Annotated in this window: 19 protein-coding genes; 1 reads left to right on the forward strand and 18 read right to left on the reverse strand. The window is 58.1% G+C overall.

Annotated elements, in window-relative coordinates:
- Positions 1–180 precede the first annotated feature (180 nt).
- From O9H32_RS10775 to O9H32_RS10795, 5 genes are all read right to left on the reverse strand, one after another.
- Complete coding sequence (locus tag O9H32_RS10775; protein ID WP_269866067.1) at positions 181–717, reverse strand: chromate transporter; 537 nt, start codon at positions 715–717, stop codon at positions 181–183.
- Positions 718–794: 77 nt separating this feature from the next.
- A complete protein-coding gene (locus tag O9H32_RS10780) occupies positions 795–1,427 on the reverse strand; it encodes a chromate transporter (protein ID WP_269866068.1) in 633 nt (210 codons plus the stop codon).
- Between the two features lie 340 nt (positions 1,428–1,767).
- The gene (locus tag O9H32_RS10785) at positions 1,768–2,169 is read right to left on the reverse strand and encodes a YmaF family protein (RefSeq protein ID WP_269866069.1); all 402 of its coding nucleotides are present in this window, start codon (positions 2,167–2,169) and stop codon (positions 1,768–1,770) included.
- Between the two features lie 99 nt (positions 2,170–2,268).
- Entirely contained in the window at positions 2,269–2,481 is a 213-nt protein-coding gene (locus O9H32_RS10790; protein ID WP_269866070.1) for a YwbE family protein, read from the reverse strand.
- Entirely contained in the window at positions 2,481–2,666 is a 186-nt protein-coding gene (locus O9H32_RS10795) for a hypothetical protein (RefSeq protein WP_269866071.1), read from the reverse strand. The genes O9H32_RS10790 and O9H32_RS10795 overlap by 1 nt, the downstream gene beginning before the upstream one ends.
- A 246-nt stretch (positions 2,667–2,912) precedes the next feature.
- On the opposite strand from O9H32_RS10795, the gene O9H32_RS10800 reads away from it, so the two are divergent.
- Positions 2,913–3,353 (forward strand): FixH family protein, encoded by a 441-nt coding sequence (locus tag O9H32_RS10800; RefSeq protein WP_269866072.1) that lies wholly within the window; start codon positions 2,913–2,915, stop codon positions 3,351–3,353.
- A gap of 86 nt (positions 3,354–3,439) precedes the next feature.
- Here O9H32_RS10800 and O9H32_RS10805 read toward each other — a convergent pair whose 3' ends face one another.
- The 13 genes from O9H32_RS10805 to O9H32_RS10865 all read right to left on the reverse strand — a co-directional run bounded on the left by O9H32_RS10805 (position 3,440) and on the right by O9H32_RS10865 (position 16,470).
- Positions 3,440–4,132, reverse strand: a complete 693-nt coding sequence (locus O9H32_RS10805; RefSeq protein WP_269866073.1) for a sulfite exporter TauE/SafE family protein — start codon at positions 4,130–4,132, stop codon at positions 3,440–3,442.
- An 83-nt stretch (positions 4,133–4,215) separates the two neighbouring features.
- Entirely contained in the window at positions 4,216–6,444 is a 2,229-nt protein-coding gene (locus O9H32_RS10810) for a heavy metal translocating P-type ATPase (RefSeq protein WP_269866074.1), read from the reverse strand.
- Positions 6,445–6,859: 415 nt separating this feature from the next.
- Complete coding sequence (gene nikR / locus O9H32_RS10815; protein ID WP_269866392.1) at positions 6,860–7,357, reverse strand: nickel-responsive transcriptional regulator NikR; 498 nt, start codon at positions 7,355–7,357, stop codon at positions 6,860–6,862.
- A gap of 181 nt (positions 7,358–7,538) precedes the next feature.
- On the reverse strand, positions 7,539–7,706 hold the full coding sequence (locus O9H32_RS10820) for a hypothetical protein (RefSeq protein WP_269866076.1): 168 nt from the start codon (positions 7,704–7,706) through the stop codon (positions 7,539–7,541).
- A gap of 204 nt (positions 7,707–7,910) precedes the next feature.
- Positions 7,911–8,357, reverse strand: coding sequence for a RicAFT regulatory complex protein RicA family protein (locus O9H32_RS10825; protein ID WP_269866077.1), 447 nt, complete (start codon positions 8,355–8,357; stop codon positions 7,911–7,913).
- Positions 8,358–8,380: 23 nt separating this feature from the next.
- A complete protein-coding gene (miaB, locus tag O9H32_RS10830) occupies positions 8,381–9,847 on the reverse strand; it encodes a tRNA (N6-isopentenyl adenosine(37)-C2)-methylthiotransferase MiaB (RefSeq protein ID WP_269866393.1) in 1,467 nt (488 codons plus the stop codon).
- A gap of 111 nt (positions 9,848–9,958) precedes the next feature.
- Positions 9,959–10,528, reverse strand: coding sequence for a phosphate propanoyltransferase (gene pduL / locus O9H32_RS10835; protein WP_269866078.1), 570 nt, complete (start codon positions 10,526–10,528; stop codon positions 9,959–9,961).
- A 114-nt stretch (positions 10,529–10,642) separates the two neighbouring features.
- On the reverse strand, positions 10,643–11,509 hold the full coding sequence (locus tag O9H32_RS10840; RefSeq protein WP_269866080.1) for a 2-oxoacid:ferredoxin oxidoreductase subunit beta: 867 nt from the start codon (positions 11,507–11,509) through the stop codon (positions 10,643–10,645).
- Positions 11,497–13,254: a 2-oxoacid:acceptor oxidoreductase subunit alpha gene (locus O9H32_RS10845; protein WP_269866082.1), complete on the reverse strand. Its 1,758-nt coding sequence runs from the start codon at positions 13,252–13,254 to the stop codon at positions 11,497–11,499. Before O9H32_RS10845 ends, O9H32_RS10840 begins: the two co-directional genes overlap by 13 nt.
- A 311-nt stretch (positions 13,255–13,565) precedes the next feature.
- The gene (locus tag O9H32_RS10850) at positions 13,566–14,516 is read right to left on the reverse strand and encodes a dipeptidase (RefSeq protein WP_269866083.1); all 951 of its coding nucleotides are present in this window, start codon (positions 14,514–14,516) and stop codon (positions 13,566–13,568) included.
- 128 nt (positions 14,517–14,644) lie between these two features.
- A complete protein-coding gene (locus O9H32_RS10855) occupies positions 14,645–14,905 on the reverse strand; it encodes a stage V sporulation protein S (protein ID WP_006286829.1) in 261 nt (86 codons plus the stop codon).
- 136 nt (positions 14,906–15,041) lie between these two features.
- Positions 15,042–15,836, reverse strand: coding sequence for a TIGR00282 family metallophosphoesterase (locus tag O9H32_RS10860; RefSeq protein WP_269866087.1), 795 nt, complete (start codon positions 15,834–15,836; stop codon positions 15,042–15,044).
- A 331-nt stretch (positions 15,837–16,167) separates the two neighbouring features.
- Positions 16,168–16,470 carry a hypothetical protein gene (locus O9H32_RS10865; RefSeq protein WP_269866088.1) on the reverse strand — a complete coding sequence of 101 codons (303 nt, stop codon included), beginning with the start codon at positions 16,468–16,470 and terminating at the stop codon, positions 16,168–16,170.
- Positions 16,471–16,613: the final 143 nt, after the last annotated feature.

Here is a 16,613-nt window from a genome sequence, read left to right on the forward strand (position 1 = left end):
TCGGGCAAACCCGTTTTGAGCCATTAAAAAAGACATCTGCTCCCTAAAAAATGGAGGCAGATGTCTTTTTTGTAACTTCTATGAGACTCCCGATGAAAAAGCGTTAGTTCTTCAGTGGCCTCCTTAATCCCCAGGGAACTCTTTCACCTTACCCTTGCGCACTCTTCACTGCGGTGCCGTTCACTGAAAAAAAGCGATGCCGAGGAGGCTGGACAGCGCCAGGACCGCCAACGGGTGAAGCTTATACCTTACCAGCGCGAAGAGCGACAGACCTACGATGACGAACATGCCGGCTGTATGCCAGGTCAGCCAGGGCAGTCCTTCCCGCGGCAGCAAAAAATGAACGGCCGCATAAAAAATCATCCCGGTAATCACGGGCTTCAGTCCGTAAAAGGTCGTGGCCACCCAGTCCGCCTTCTCCCACCGGAAGAGGAAGGCGCTCAGGACGATGATCAGGATGAGCGAGGGCAGAATCATCCCGGTTGTCGCGGCGAAGGCACCGGGCGCACCCGCTGCCTCATACCCGATCAGCGTAGCGCTGTTGGTGGCGACCGGGCCTGGCGCCATGCCAGCCAGCGCGACCAGCTCGGTGAACCGTTGATCCGCAAGCCAGCCGTGACCCAGAACTTCGTGGCGGATCAGCGGGATCATCGCATAGCCGCCGCCGAACGAGAACAATCCGATCTTCAGGAACGTGATGAACATAGTCCACAGCACGGGGGCCGCCTCCTTTCCTTATTCTTATGATTACGTGAATAATCCGGATGATTTCACCTTGCAGCCTTCTGCTGTCCTCATATCCCGTCAGCGATGAAATAGTCCGCGTACTTATACGAAGGCACCGCTGCGGCGGCTGCCGGCTCCGGGCGCGTCATGTGCCCTGCGTCCCGCCGGGTCCGGAGGAGAACCAGCCCATGGCCCAAGAGAAGCCCCCCTGCAATCAGCAGCATAGGGTGCACGCCGAACACTAGCAGCAGCACCAGGGCTGCGGCCGCCGTGATCTGTGTGCCGCGGTCCACGAGAGAGGACTTGCCCATATTGTAAGCAGAGACCAGGATCAGCGCCGCCACCCCCGCTTGAATTCCCGCCAGGGCGGCTGCCGCCTTCGGATAATGCTGGACCTGCGCGAACGCCAGGCCAAGCACCAGGACGATCAGGAAAGTCGGCAGGGTGATCCCGAGTACGGCGGCAACGGCCCCCGGCACGCCTTTCATCCGGTATCCGATAAAAGCCGCCGCATTGACACCGATGCCACCGGGCGCCGATCCGGCTACGGATAACCCGCTGCTCATCTCCTCCCGGGAGATCCACTGCCGTTTGTCTATGAATTCGCGCTCGAGCAGCGGGATCATGGCATATCCTCCGCCGAAGGACATCGGCGAAATCCGGACAAAGGACCAGAACATCTTCATAAGAAGTGTGCTCACTCGAATTCCTCCTCTTGCCTTTCTCTATGATGTCAAGGGAAGACACGGCTCCCCCTCTACTTTATAGCTTCATTATACTCTACTTTTTATCATTATGAAATAATCAAACGCGTATTTCCTCACATATCCGCATTAGAACATTTAAAGATTCTCATAATCTCTACTTATGAATACCACGTATGCCCTAGTTTTAACCAAGTTGAACTATACTCCCCCATCTCCATGGGAATACACTGAATTCGGCTCCCTTTTCTTTCGTATAACAGAAAAAAACTTGGACTCCCGCCCAAGTTCCGTTTTGTACCCCTGTGTTATCCGCCGATGCCTCCAAGGCTCCCCCCTACCATCCCGGCGGCTCTACCCCGATCGGCGGTCCGCTGCGGCCCGCGTAGAGATGGATATGCCGGGGAATCGACAGGACCGTTGTATAATAGCCGGGCTCGGGGCGGAAGGGCTCGTCGTCCAGCTCCCCATGCACCTCATGGTAATGAGTCCCGTCGGGAAGCGCGATAGGCGGCCCCGTCCTTCCGATCATCCGGTGAAAATGGCGCGCCGCCAGCCGTGTATGTCCCTGGAAGGTATGTATGTGGCCGTCCTGCCCAGTCCCGTTGACCGCGTAGGTATACACCAGCATGAGATGGCTGTGCCCGAGCTCCGCCGAGCTCTGAAGCCAGAACGCGTGGGCATGGGAAGGTCCCTCCGGCTCTGGCAGCCGCAGCTCTGCCCCGCTTTGCATCGTCATGGCGCGCCTCCCTTCCTTCCTTCCCATGTATACGCAGCAGAGGCGCACGACATGTCTTCCAGGCGGACGGCGTATGCCGTCACGCCAAAAAACCGGAAGTCATTTCTCTTCCGGTTTCGCCAATTCTTGTACGCGCCCGACTTGTCCGTCGGTGAGCCGTACTTTGATGCCGTGGGGATGCGAAGGGGAATTCGTCAGAATGTCCTTCACGATCCCGCGGGTCCGCTTGCCTGTACGCTGGTCCTGCTTCAGGACAACGGCTACTTCGAGCCCGGGCCGGATGTCTTTGCGGCTTTTGCCGCCCGGCACCATCACTGGGTCTCCGGCAGCGGAAGCCAGCCGGTATAGATGGCGTAGTAGAACAGGAAGGCGCTTACGAAGCCGAAGCCGATGCAGGTCCAAGCGATCGTTTTTCTTTTCTGGAAGAACAGCACGAAGGCCGCGCTGAAAAATGCCCCCATGACGAGGAGGCTGAGCAGCAGCTTGATGGTTGCCATGGATTACGTGATGCCCCTTTCTGGAATCTGGCCCTTGGATGAACTGGCCGGGCTATGAGATCTGAGCTGGGGGCCAGGATCCGGAGCCAGGCGGGAGCTCTTGCCCCACCAACCAAATTACCATATTTCCGCACAAAATGACACCTCGGCCCTTTTCGGATCGGTGACAAATTGATGAAAAGCATATTCAGCCCCTGACCCGGGTACTTATTAGGGATGCAGTTGTGCGAAAAGGGGGAGCGCCCATTGAGACGGAAATGGCCGTGGCTTCTGGCCGGCGTCACGCTCGCAGGGGCAGCAGGTCTGTGGGGCGGCGCCGGCACCGCCCATCCGAATGATGCTGCGGGAGCGGATTACGCTGTGCAAAGGGAGTATGCAGTGGATGGATATACGATCGTCGTGGCCTCTAACGAAGGAACGGCCCGGGTCCTTCAAGAGAAGATGTTCACCGTATCGGTTAAGGGAGCAGACGGCATGCCGGTCACCGGAGCACAGCTGCTCCTCGCGATCGATATGCCGGATATGTTCTGCGGCACCTCCCGGGCCGAGCTCGGCGAGACGGAGCCTGGACGCTATACGGGCAGCGGCATACCGCTGATGGCAGGCCGCCAGAAGGCCGAAGTAACCGTGAAGGGAGCGGGGGGTGCTGTGCTTAAGGTGGATTATCCTTTCTTGGCGGAGCGTTAGTGTGTTCTTCCCATGGGCTGAGTGAGCTCCTGCCGCCGGCAGCATCGGACCGGCAGGGGCCGCTTCCCGGTAAGCACTCCCCCCGGCTACCACAGCCACGGGTGCACGGACGGGATCCAGCCGCCTGCGGCCAGGCCGCGCAGAATACAGAGCACGCCCATCGTCACAGCGACGGCCGTTCCGGCGGCACGGGCCCGGCTGCGCAAGGCGCGCCCGAGCCGGCGGGCCGTCAAGCCCGCGAGGAGCAGCGCCGGTACGGTGCCGAGCCCGAAGGCCGCCAGGAGCAGCGCTCCTCTGTAAGGGCTGCCCCCGGCTGCCGCATTCATCTGCATCGCATAGGTCAAGCCGCAGGGCAGGAATCCGAGAAGCAGGCCGCCCAGCAGCGCCGCTGCGGGGGTGCCCTTGCCCTTCCAGCGGAGGCCTCTGCGCTCTGCCGAGGCGCGCAGCCGCCGCAGCGCGGCCGGCACCGGAATCCGCAGCCTCGTGCCCCGCAGCGCCCACAGAAGGATCAGGCATCCGCCCACGAAGGTCGCCGCCCCCTGCAGCTCGGCGATCCGCCCCGCCCCGTCGATGAAAGAACCGACGGCGCCCATGAAGGCACCGAGCATAGTGTAAGTCAGCACCCGGCCCGCGTTGTAGAACAGAACCGCCCGCAGCGGACCGCTGCGGGCTTCAAGCGCATAACCGGCAGCGGTCCCCCCGCACATCCCGATGCAGTGCGGGGCGCCGAAGAGCCCGCCCAGCAGCGCCAAGACCGCATCACTCCAGGGCATCGTCATGAGGCTGCCTCCTCTCTCTCGTTCCTCATCCTCCGAAGCTTATAAGCGCTTAAGACACGCCTCAATCACGTCTTAGTGAAGCCTTAAGCGCGCTGCAGACGCAGCGCATTACAGACAACTGTCACCGAACTCAGCGCCATCGCCGTGCAGGCCATCCATGGGGCTAGCTGGCCGGTGACCGCGAGCGGAACGGCCAACACATTGTAGCCGAAGGAGAGCAGCAGGTTCTGGTAGATGACCCGCATCGTCCTGCGGGAGATCCGGTAGGCCGCCGCGATGCTGCGTATATCGCTGGTCTGCAGGTGGACACCGGCCGCCGCCTTCGCCGCGTCCGTGCCGCTTCCGACCGCGAAGCCTACATCCGCTGCCGCCAGCGCCGGGGCATCGTTAATCCCGTCGCCTGCGGCCGCGACCCGCCGCCCTTCACGGCGCAGCCGGCGGACCAGCTCCAGCTTCTGCTCTGGCCGCATGTCCGCGTACCAACGCCGGATGCCCGCCTGAGCGGCTGTCCGTCTCGCCGCCTCCTCGTGGTCGCCCGTGACGAGTACGACGTCCACACCGGCCGCCTTCAGCTTCTCTACCGTAGCCCGGGCGCCAGGACGCAGCGGGTCGTTCAAGGAAGCCAGCCCGCTCCAGCGTCCGTCTGCAGCCGCATACAGCAGCTGTCTGCCTTCGCTCCGCCACTTCGCCTCCTGCGCGTCCAGCGGCGGGATGGCGATGCCCAGGCTCTCCAGCCACCGCCGGCTGCCCATGTGAAGCGTCCGGCCGCGGACGACGGCCCGTACGCCGCAGCCGGGCACGGAGGCGAATTCCGCAGCGGCAGACAGCGCTAGACCCCGCCGCTGTGCTTCCCTGACGACCGCCTGCGACAAGGGGTGCTCCGAGGACTGTCCCGCCGCGGCGAGCTCTTGCAGCAGCGCGGATTGCGTCAAGCCCGCGGCCGGGTAAAGCCCGGTCACCCGCGGCTTCCCCGCTGTCAGCGTGCCGGTCTTATCCAGCAGGAGCACATCGGTGCCTTGAAGCTCTTCGAGCATCCGCCCGTCCCGGAACAGTACGCCCTGCTGGGCGGCCCGGCCGGATCCGACGAGAACCGATACCGGGGTAGCAAGCCCCAGTGCGCAGGGACAAGCGATGAGCAGCACCGCAATCGCCTTCTCCAAGGCATGAGCGGCGGCTCCGGGTTCGCCCCACACATACCACCAGGCGAAGGTCACGAGGGCCGTCATCACGATCAGCGGCACGAAGATGCCGGACACCCGGTCCGCAATCCGTTGGATCGGGGCCTTGGTGCCCTGCGCCTCCTCGACCATCCGGACCATCCGGGCCACCGTGGAGCGGCTCTCGGGCGCTGTCACCTGCACGGTCAGTGCACCGCTTCCGTTCAGCGTGCCGGCCAGCACAAGAGCTCCCGGCCTCTTCTCGGCCGGCAGGCTCTCGCCGGTCACCAGCGATTCATCGACCTCCGACCGGCCCTCCAAGACTACACCGTCCAGCGGCACCTGTTCGCCCGGCCGGATCAGGATCATCGTGCCCTCGCGCACTTCGTCCGCGCGGCGCCTCTCGGCCCGGCCCTCCTCGAATATCGTTACTTCCCTGGGCTGCAGCTCTCTCAGAGCGGTAATGCTGCTTACCGTGCGCCGTTTGGCGGCGGACTCGAGCCACTTCCCGAGCCAGACGATCGTGAAGATCATCACGCTCGTATCGAAGAAATAGGAAGAGGCATGGACATGCCCGCCTCCCGGACCCAGGAGCGGATCTCCTCCCGCGTTCAACAGCCGGTAATGACTGTAGAAGTACGCCGCCGAGCTGCCGAGCACCACTAACACATCCATCGATGCTCCTCCGGCCCGCAGCGCCTTCCAGGCCCGGTAATAGAACGGACCCCCGAGGACGAACTGCACTGGTGTCGCAAGCGCCAACTGGAACCAAGGGTTCAGCAGCAGCGGAGGCACCCACCAGGAAGCCGACCACGCATGGTGCGGTGCCATAGCCCAGAGGAAGGGCAGCAGCGCTGCCGCACCGGCCAGGAAGCTCCTCCGGCTGCGCCGTACCTCCTCTTCCGCCTCCTCCTCTGCCCTTCCCTCTTCCTTGGGTGAAGCGCCAAAACCGAGCCCCTCTATGCGGGCAATCACCCGCTGTTCGTCCGTACGGCTCGGGTCCGTGGTCACGGACGCCCGCCTAAGCGCCAGATTCACGTGGATTTCCTCCACGCCGTCCAGCTTGCCTACCGCCCGCTCGATCCGGGCCGCACAGGCTGCGCAGGTCATGCCGGTAATATCGAAGGTCCACTGCGCCAGCGATTGGGTCGACATCTATGAATCCCCCGCTTTCCGTACACATCTATATCAACTGATATAATATATGGACGGGCAGCGGGGTTCATGACTGTATCGGTTCCAGCGTCACCAAAAAGAAAAAAAGGAAAGTACGTGCTTGTTCAAACGTTTTTGCGTGGAGAGGGATGAATATGGGGTTCCAGCCGCTGTTACAGTCCTGTGGACATGAATTTATGTTCTAGCGGTAGTCACATGACTGTAAAGGCGGTCGCTTCGCTCTTCCACCTCATCCCCATCCCTTTTACTCTTCTATGCGTTCTCCCGCTTCTTCCAAGCGATTCGTGATTCAGTATGCATAGTCATGAATACCTTCTAATACTCCGGATACATCTACATTTTAGAAATTCTACAATATACAAAAAACCGGCCTGCCGGCCGGCTTTCCTTTGACTTATAGGGGACGACGGCTCTCTCCCATCTTCCCTTTGGATGAGGAATGGACATGGCCGTGGTCTCCCGGCGCCGTCGTCCCCCTCCCATCCGCATACGTAACGGAAAGCTCCGCGTACAGTACGCCTTTCTGTACTTGAATGCGTTGATGCAGCTCCCGCAGACGGGACAACACCCCGCGGACGACGATGACCTCCATGCATTGGTCATGATTCAAATGTACATGCATGGTCGAAATGATGTCATGGTGATAATCGTGCTGAAGCTCCATCAGCACCAGCGGCAGATCCGTCATATGATGGTCATAGACCATGACGATCGTCCCCGCCACGGCTTGTGTACCTTGCAGGGCGCTGGGCTCGAGCAGCACACGCCGGACCAGATCCCGGATTGCCTCGGAACGGTTCGTATACCCCTGCTCCGTAATATAGCGGTCGAACTGCTTTACGAGTTCGTCCGGCATGGAGACGCCGAAGCGGGTCAGCACGTCTTTTTCCATTCCCGTCACACCCGTCACCCTCCCATTCGACTCTCTAATCCTATCCCTCTATTGTAGCATACCTGGGCAGTCGGCAGCACGGGGGAGTTGGGGGCTTGGAAAAAAAGGCCGCCTGTGCTTCTGCGGGCACGGGCAACATAGACTCGCCCGCGGCGGGGCGGCATTACAACAAATCTTCCGACTACAACAAATCTTCCGGGGACTGGTGACGCAGCTCGGCCACTTCGTGCATAAGCTGCGACTTTTCTTCTTCCGATAACGCCGCATGGGCATTGATCTCATCGATCAGGGCGATCAGCTCATCCGCGTTCTCGGGATTCACCGTGAATTTGACGATGTCCTTGTCCACTTCCTGTACCCTCCTTAAGTCAGCCTTCTCCTTAAGCCAACGTTCTCCTTAGGAAGCATATCCCTCCTCTTCCTGTTTTATGCCCCTTCCTTCTCCGCCCGGGGTCCCCCGCTTCCCCACCTTTTCCTTCGCTGCCCAACAAAAAGGACCGACGGCCTGCCTCCTGGAGGGAGACGGCTATCGGTCCGGACTGTCAAATCCTGCTTACTCGCTGCAGCTCGAAGAAGCTTCCGCCTGGCCTTCTTCGACATTGATCTTCTCCGAGATGGAATCGCGGATCACACCCATGACGAGCTGAAGCAGATAGTTGATATCTTCTTGAGACTGCTTGAACTCGCTTACGATCGGAATCGAATCGAGCTGATCCTGCAGGTCGTCGACTTCCTTTTCGATCTTCTCGACCATGTTCTTGTTCTGGAACGACTCGAACGCCACGATCTCTTTTTGCTTCTTCTTGATGGCGCTGATCAGCGTCTGAATCTGGTCATTGCCGGAGATCTGCTGCTCCGCCTTCTGGAAGAACTGGACTTCGTTCGAAGTCGAGATCATTTCGGCAAGCTCGCGTGCCTTCGCGAGAATGTCTTCCCGAACGATCAGTTCGGTATTCGTATACTGCTCCATGCCGCAGTTCGTATATTTAATCTCAGCCATTGCCGTGCACCCCTAGTCTGTTCTTATTGTACTACGGCTTCCTGCACCCAGTCCCCTTTGATGTAGAACGTCGGTGTTTCCGTAATATGCACCTGCACCAACTTGCCCACAAGCTCCTTCGGCCCTTCAAAATGCACCAGCTTGTTCGTACGTGTCCGGCCGGCAAGCACCGCCGCATTGTTCCGGCTCTCCCCTTCGACGAACACTTCCACGGTTCGGCCCATCAGCTTCTCGTTGCTCCGCTTCATGTTCTCGTTCAGCAAGTCGTTCAGCCTGCGCAGCCTCCGGCTCTTCACGTCGGAGGGCACCGTATCTTCCATGTCCGCCGCCGGCGTCCCTTCCCGCGGAGAGTATATGAACGTATAGGCAAAATCGTAACCGACTTCGCGGACCAGTGACAGCGTCTCCTCGAACTGCTCCTCGGTTTCTCCGGGGAAGCCTACGATGAAGTCGCTCGTCAGCACGGCATCCGGGATGGCGGCCTTGATCTTGCCCACGAGCTCCAGATACTGCTCCCGGGTGTACTTGCGGCTCATCCGCTTCAGGATTTCGTTGCTTCCCGACTGCACCGGCAGATGGATATGCTCCATCAGGTTGCCTTTCTGCGCCAGCACTTCGATCAGGTGATCGTCAAAGTCCCTCGGATGGCTCGTCGTAAAGCGAACCCTCGGAATATCGATCTTGCGGATATCGTCCATCAGGTCGCCGAAGCGGTAGTCGATATCTTCAAAATCCTTGCCGTAGGCATTCACGTTCTGACCGAGAAGCATCACTTCCTTGAACCCCTGACGGGCCAGCTCCCGGACCTCGGATATCACGTCCTCCGGCCGGCGGGAACGCTCCTTGCCGCGGGTATACGGAACAATGCAGTATGTACAGAACTTGTCGCAGCCATACATGATGTTGACCCACGCCTTCAGTCCTTCGCGCTTCTTCGGCAGGTTCTCGATAATGTCGCCCTCTTTGGACCACACCTCGATCACCATTTCCTTACTGAACATGGCTTCCTTCACGAGAGAAGGCAGGCGGTGAATGTTGTGCGTCCCGAAGATGAGATCCACGAAGGAATGCTTCTTCAGAATACGGTTCACCGTAGACTCTTCCTGGGACATACAGCCGCATACGCCGAGCAGCAGAGAAGGCTTCTCGATCTTGAGGTGCTTGAGGTGGCCGAGCTCGCCGAAGACTTTGTCTTCCGCATTCTCGCGGACCGCGCAGGTATTGAGCAGGATGATGTCCGCCTGCCTGCGGTCTTCGGTCGCCCGGTACCCCATGCTCTCGAGAAGCCCTTTGATCGTCTCGGTATCGTGCTCGTTCATCTGGCAGCCGTACGTCTGGATGAGATAATGCTTGTCCCGTCCAAGCTCGCGCAGTTCCCCGGGGATGTCGAAGTCGTAATGCACCGTGATGTCTTCCTTGCCCCGCTTCTTGGCGTCACTTAGGGAGGGAGGCTGAAAATATATCGAATAGTCCTTCGCCTTAGAGTTCATCGCCATAGATTCCGTTTCCTCCTGAAGCTTGCAGTGCGGCCCATGCCGTGGTTAACCCTTCCATTATAGCATTGACCCTGCTGGCATTTCAAAGAAAAAACCGGATAGCTGCTAGGACAAAATCTCTGCTTCGTCCCCGTTCTTGATGCCGGCCGCATTCGCTTCGTCCGTATCGATATGCATATCCAGCGCATACTGGTCGGACACGCGTGCCAGCACTTCCTCGAAGATCACCGCACGCTCGCCGCCAACGCGAACGGTCAGCTTCTGCTTGTCCTGGATGCCCCAGCGCGCCGCATCGTCCGTATGGAAGTGAATGTGCCGGGCCGCTACGATCACGCCCTCTTCCAGCTCCACTTCCCCTGCCGGACCGACGATCTTAATGCCCGGCGTGCCGGCCGTGTTCCCGGACTCTCTCACCGGCGGGGTCAGCCCCAGGCTGAACGCGTCCGTACGCGACACTTCGAGCTGCGACTTGCCGCGCGCGGGACCGAGGATGCGGACCTTGGCGAACTGGCCTTTGGGCCCGATGACGGCAACCGTTTCTTCTGCCGCGAATTGGCCGGGCTGCGACAGCTCTTTGAGCACTTTGAGTTCATAGCCTGCTCCGAACAGGGCGGCGATATGATCGACGGATAAATGAATATGTCTGGCGGATACGCCTACGGGTACTTTTTTCATAGGTATGGTTTCTCTCCTTATAATGCCAATCGGCTTTCTCTCTACTCCATTATACCCATCCTCGAATAAAAAAGCATACGGCCTGGGCCGTATGCTTCGAAGACTGTCAAGAAATTATTTGAATTCTGCCACCAATTTTTCAAACTCTTGCTCGGTCAGGGCAATATTCTGCTTCGCCAGACCTTCCGGCTTGAAGCCGGTCACGAGATCTTCGTAGCTTTGCTTGGACTTGTCCTGATAGATCAGGCCGGTCACCAGGGAGTTCGTCTCCATGATTTTGGTCATGGCCGACACGCGGTTGGACGGATCGTAATCCGGCGTTTCTTCCAGATCCACGATGTGCTCCTTGAACCATTCGTACGTATTCACTTTATTGAACGTGACGCAAGGCGAGAACACGTTGATGAAGGAGAAGCCTTTGTGCTTCATGCCTTCTTCGATCAGATGCGTCAGCTGCTTCAGGTTGCTCGAGAACGACTGGGCGATGAAGGTAGCACCGGCAGCCAGAGCCACTTCCAGCGGCGACAAAGCGGACTCGATCGAACCGGACGGCGTGGACTTCGTCTTGAAGCCTTCTGCGCTTCGCGGCGAAGTCTGGCCTTTGGTCAGACCGTAGATTTGGTTATCCATGACGATATACGTCATATCGATGTTACGGCGGATCGCATGGACCGTGTGGCCCATACCGATCGCGAAGCCGTCACCGTCGCCGCCTGCAGCGACGACCGTCAGTTCGCGGTTTGCCATTTTGAGACCCTGGGCGATCGGCAGGGAACGACCGTGTACGCCGTGGAAGCCATAAGCGTTGATGTAGCCCGAGATCCGGCCCGAGCAGCCGATCCCCGAAACAACGCCGAGTTGCTCCGGCTCCAGACCTACGTTGGCAGCCGCTCTTTGGATCGCTGCTTGGACGGAGAAGTCGCCGCAGCCCGGGCACCAGTTCGGTTTGATATTGTTACGGAAATCTTTTAACGTTGCCATACAAGGTTCAGCTCCTGACAATATTTTGTGATTTCGGCAGGCAAGAAAGGATTACCGTTATATTTCAGCATGCTGTTGAGTTTATCGGCATATCCCGCGTTCAATTTAATCAGGGACGCGAGTTGACCCGTAGCGTTGTTCTCAACGACAACAACCTGCTTTGCTTTCTCGAGGTATGGCCAGAGCTCTTCGACCGGGAACGGATGCAGCAGGCGGACCGTGATGTGGTTCGACTTGATGCCGCTCTCGTCCAGACGGCGTCTGGCTTCGTCGATCGTACCGCCAGTGGAGCCCATGCCGATGATGAGCAGATCCGGCGTCTCGTGAGGAGCGTCCACCTTGATGGCGTTCGTCACCTTCTTCGATACCGTGCTGAGCTTGCCCATCCGCTTATCCATCATCTTCTTGCGGTTCTCCGGGCTCTCGGACGGACGGCCTTCCTGGTCATGCTCTACGCCGGTTACATGGTGGAGACCATATTTTTGGCCAGGGATGACACGCGGGGAAATGCCGCTTTCCGTGAACTCGTAACGCTTGAAGAGCTTGTTCTCTTCATTGGTCGGAAGCTCGCCCTGCTGAAGCGTGCCGCGGTCGATTTGAACCTTCTTGAAATCAAGCGGTTCAGCCGTCTGCTTACCAAGGGACAGCTGAAGGTCTGTCAGAAGGATGACCGGCAGCTGGTAAATCTCCGCCAAGTTGAACGCTTCGACCGTATCGTAGAAGCATTCTTCGATCGTCGATGGGGAGAGAACGATCTTCGGAATCTCACCGTGCGTACCGTAGATCATGGCGAGTACGTCGGACTGTTCCTGCTTCGTAGGAAGCCCCGTACTCGGACCGCCGCGCTGCGTATCCACGATTACGATAGGCGTCTCGGTCATACCGGCCAGGCCGATCGCCTCCATCATGAGGGAGAGACCAGGACCAGCGGAAGCCGTCAGGGAGCGCACACCGCCGTAGTTGGCGCCGATCGCCATCGTACATGCTGCGATCTCGTCTTCCGTCTGGATGACCGTACCGCCGAATTTCGGCAGCGTCTTGATCAGGTATTCCATGACCTCGGACGCCGGAGTGATCGGGTAAGCCGGCATGAACCGGCATCCCGCTGCAACAGCGCCGAGGCCGATCGCATCATTCCCGATCATGAACAGCTTTTGTCTGCCGTCGGCAGGCTCGAGCTGGAATTCCGGCAGTGGACCGCCGTTCAGTTCGAGTACGAATTCAGCCGCTTTGCGGACCGCTTCGATATTTTTCTCTACGACAGCTGCGCCTTTACGGCCGAATTCTTCTTCTACTGCTTTATTAAACACTTCGAGCGGCAGGCCGAGCAGAGCCCAGGATGCGCCGGAAGCGGCCATATTCTTAAACAGGGACGTGCCGAGTTCTTCTGCAATTGCCGTAATCGGCACAGGGAACAATCTTGCTTTTACGCCTTCCGGTACGACCGGATTGACTTTCGCATCGGCGATGATGACGCCGTTCTCACGCAGCTCATGTGCGTTTACATCAATTGTTTCTTGGTCAAATGCGACGAGAATATCGAGATCGTCGGAAATGGCACGAATCGGTTTCGTACTGATTCTGATTTTGTTGTTCGTGTGTCCGCCTTTGATCCGCGAGGAAAAATGACGGTAGCCGTACAGGTAGTACCCCAGTCTGGTCAGTGCCGTGGAAAAAATTTTATCCGTACTTTCCACGCCTTCCCCCTGTTGTCCTCCGACCTTCCAAGATAATTGGCTAATCACCGTTGTCCACTCCTTTTGAATGTCGCTGACTTAAGCAGCTGAGCCCAAAGCTCCCTGAGAGAGCACATGGCTCTTTCAGTTGTCTCACAAATTTTATGATGTCAAGAGTTAAAAAGCAAGAGTTATTGGCAATTTTGAAAGATAGTTATTTTAGATCGTATTCATACCGCAGCGAGAATAGTTTACTGCTTTTGCATCTTGGTTAGGAATATAACGTTTCATGGAACCTCCGCTTCGCCGGCACCCCCCTGTGACGGGAACGTGCGAAAGCCCGTAAAAGCCACCCATGCCAGGTACTCCGTTCCACCGGTTCAGCTAACCGGCAGATGCCGATGAAGAAGCGTATACCAGTTGCGGCTGAGAAACCCGTTCACCTGCGCATCCGAATAATGCTTCCTCAGCTCTGCCTCGAGCCGGTGATAGTGTCCCGCATGCTCCAGTCCCGGTATCCATTCCGCAATCCCGTCAAAATCCGAACCGAGAACAATCTTCTCCACTCCTCCCATAGAGCAAATATGCTCGATGTGCTTCAGTATCCCCCCGATGCTCGCCGAAGCGCCGCTCCCCACAAAGTAAGGAACAAAGGTCATCCCGATCCGGCCGTCTCTGCGGATCAGCTCCTCGATCTGGAGGTCGTCGAGGTTGCGAGGATGCCCGCATACTGCTTTGGCGTTGGAATGCGTGGCAACGAAAGGGCCGGATGAGTGGGCGGCTAAGTCCCAGAACGAAGCGACGGACAAATGGGATGCATCCAATAGAATGCCCAAATCCCCGCATTCTTTAATAAAGCTTTTTCCTTTGCGGGAGAAGCCACCCCTCCGGGGTTCCAGAATGCCGTCCGCGGCCCAGTTGCCGTAATTCCAGGTGGGCCCGATCAGCCTTACGCCAAGATGGAACAGGATCCGAGTGTACAGCGGACTGGCATGCAGAGCGTCCGCTCCTTCAAGGGTCAGAACCGCTCCCGTCTCGGAGCCTGCCATGACCTCATCCAAGTCCCGCTGGCTGCGCACAAGCCGTACCTTCCCCGGGCACTCGATCCGGGAGTGGAACAGATCGATGTATTCCAAGTAATGGTCAAATCGCGCCTCCGTTATACGCTCCGGCAAGTAGATTGCAAAAAATTGCAGTTTTACATTCGAGCCGCGCAGCCGGTCATATGTCACGTCCAGCCGGCTCTCCAGCGGATTATAGAAGTCGATGCCGGCGTTGTTGTACAGCTTGAACAAGACATCGCAGTGGCCGTCAATAATCGGACTGTTCATCAGGGTAACACGTCTCCCTTCGATCGGGCGGCTCCGCCTTTTCTGTATCCAAACAGAACAAAAAACCTGTCTACGGAGTAAACAGGCGTTGTACGGTCATGGTTCTATGGACAGGCTGCCATGGTATCTTATCTTGGCTCCACGATTAATTTGATTGCTGTGCGGTCTTCCCCATCTATCACAATATCGGTAAATGCCGGTATGCAAATCAGATCAACCCCGCTGGGAGCAACAAATCCTCGCGCAATCGCTACCGCCTTGATCGCTTGGTTCAGCGCCCCGGCCCCGATCGCCTGAAGCTCCGCAGCCCCGCGTTCACGCAACACCCCCGCCAATGCGCCGGCTACGGAATTTGGATTGGATTTTGCTGAAACTTTTAATACTTCCATGAAAAGTACCTCCTCGGGAATGATGATTGCTTCCGGTATTAATCATATTCTAGGAATTAGAAGTTAATTCCTTCCTACCGAAGAAGGTATGTTCGAAAAGTTTTGAATTTTGTGTCAATTCATCCAAAGAAGGATTTTACTCAAACATGACCGTATCTTCGTCCTTGCGAATCAACTGAATTTTGCGGCCCAGTCCCGTTGCCGGATCGAGATCGATAATCACCGCGTGAAAATGCCACTTGCCTTCGTCCACCACGAACCGGGTCGGCAGCTGGGTCATGAACTTCTTCATGACAGCGGTGCGCTCCATTCCGAGGATGCCGTCCCGCGGCCCTACCATGCCCACATCGGTCACATAAGCCGTTCCCTGCGGGAAGATCCGCTCATCGTGCGTCTGCACATGCGTATGGGTGCCGACTACGGCCGAAGCCTTGCCGTCCAGTTGCCATCCCATGGCGAGCTTCTCCGAGGTTACTTCCGCATGGAAGTCCACAAAGACATACTTGGTCCGCTTGCGCGCCTGCTGCACCAGCTCACTTGCTTTCTCGAACGGACAATCGAGCGGGGGCAGGAAGGTGCGTCCCTGGAGGTTAATTACCGCAAGCTCCGCCTCTTTCGTTTTGATGTACATGATGCCGCGGCCAGGCGTGCCGGCCGGAAAATTCGCCGGGCGCACCATCCGCTCTTCTTTATCGATAAAGTCGAAGATCTCTTTCTGGTCCCACGTGTGGTTGCCCATCGTAATGCCGTGGACGCCCATCTCGTAGAGCTCCTTCGTAATGGGCTGCGTGATTCCCCGGCCCGCCGCGGCATTCTCCCCGTTGGCAATAATCCAGGTTGGATTGTACTTTGATTTCAGGCCTGGCAGGCAGGCTTTCAGCGCTTTTCGTCCGACGGAACCTACAATGTCCCCGATAAATAATAATCTCATCTGTATGTTGTACACTCCTTAAGTTAGGTCACATCCCCCTCTTTCCCCCTTCTCCTGAGAAGGGGGAGGACCGGTGCTCCGCCCCTGGACCCCGGAAGGGCGCGAATGAGGGACGGGGCCGGCGTTGATGGGGGCTGGGGTGGTTGGATCGCTTTCGTCTGCTCAGGGGAGGGCTGCGGCGCTTGGCTGACGCCTGCGCCGGCAGCCTCCCCCGAGCAGACACGCTTGACTGCCCTGTTCTTCCGCCGCTTTATGCCCCCTACTCGTGGATGGCGATTGGCGAGCGGAGGTGTGGGGCTGCGTGGTTGGGAGCCGCCTTGACCCTTGCGGATCAAAGCTCCTGTTCGAGCGGCTCGCGGGGTGGAGATATGTGCTTGGCGGTACGCAGTGCGCGCCATCGCTGGATCGCCAGGCGTGCCGCCCTGGCTGCCAGGATGGAGGGCGGTAGGGCAACGGCTTCCTGCGGCTTCGCTCCGCCCCCGTGCTTCTGCATCGCTGGATCGCCAGGCGTACCGCACTGGCTGTCAGGCTGGCCCTCGATCGTCACCGTTTGCCGGATCTCATCGCTAGAACAATTCCCGTAAGAATGATGGCGGTCAGTTGGACTTCCTTCGATATGAACTTCAGCACCCACAGGGAGGTAAGGATTGTGGCGTAGAGCAGATATCCGATTCTTTCTTTATGGCTCCAGCGTTTTCGGTTGCAGAGCACGAGAAGATAGCCGATTGGAGGGGTGAGGGTACATATGAGCCAGAGGAACTTGTTGTTTAAGTACCA

This window comes from Paenibacillus caseinilyticus (assembly GCF_027533645.1).
GTDB lineage: Bacteria > Bacillota > Bacilli > Paenibacillales > NBRC-103111 > Paenibacillus_G > Paenibacillus_G caseinilyticus.

Excerpts from the sequence above, each read along its gene's own strand:
- O9H32_RS10785 (WP_269866069.1), bottom strand. The coding sequence starts at position 2,169 with ATGACGATGCAAAGCGGGGCAGAGCTGCGGCTGCCAGAGCCGGAGGGA.
- O9H32_RS10790 (WP_269866070.1), bottom strand. The coding sequence starts at position 2,481 with ATGGTGCCGGGCGGCAAAAGCCGCAAAGACATCCGGCCCGGGCTCGAA.
- O9H32_RS10795 (WP_269866071.1), bottom strand. The coding sequence starts at position 2,666 with ATGGCAACCATCAAGCTGCTGCTCAGCCTCCTCGTCATGGGGGCATTT.
- O9H32_RS10805 (WP_269866073.1), bottom strand. The coding sequence starts at position 4,132 with ATGACGATGCCCTGGAGTGATGCGGTCTTGGCGCTGCTGGGCGGGCTC.
- O9H32_RS10810 (WP_269866074.1), bottom strand. The coding sequence starts at position 6,444 with ATGTCGACCCAATCGCTGGCGCAGTGGACCTTCGATATTACCGGCATG.
- nikR (WP_269866392.1), bottom strand. The coding sequence starts at position 7,357 with ATGGAAAAAGACGTGCTGACCCGCTTCGGCGTCTCCATGCCGGACGAA.
- O9H32_RS10825 (WP_269866077.1), bottom strand. The coding sequence starts at position 8,357 with ATGGCTGAGATTAAATATACGAACTGCGGCATGGAGCAGTATACGAAT.
- miaB (WP_269866393.1), bottom strand. The coding sequence starts at position 9,847 with ATGAACTCTAAGGCGAAGGACTATTCGATATATTTTCAGCCTCCCTCC.
- pduL (WP_269866078.1), bottom strand. The coding sequence starts at position 10,528 with ATGAAAAAAGTACCCGTAGGCGTATCCGCCAGACATATTCATTTATCC.
- O9H32_RS10840 (WP_269866080.1), bottom strand. The coding sequence starts at position 11,509 with ATGGCAACGTTAAAAGATTTCCGTAACAATATCAAACCGAACTGGTGC.
- O9H32_RS10850 (WP_269866083.1), bottom strand. The coding sequence starts at position 14,516 with ATGAACAGTCCGATTATTGACGGCCACTGCGATGTCTTGTTCAAGCTG.
- O9H32_RS10855 (WP_006286829.1), bottom strand. The coding sequence starts at position 14,905 with ATGGAAGTATTAAAAGTTTCAGCAAAATCCAATCCAAATTCCGTAGCC.
- O9H32_RS10860 (WP_269866087.1), bottom strand. The coding sequence starts at position 15,836 with ATGAGATTATTATTTATCGGGGACATTGTAGGTTCCGTCGGACGAAAA.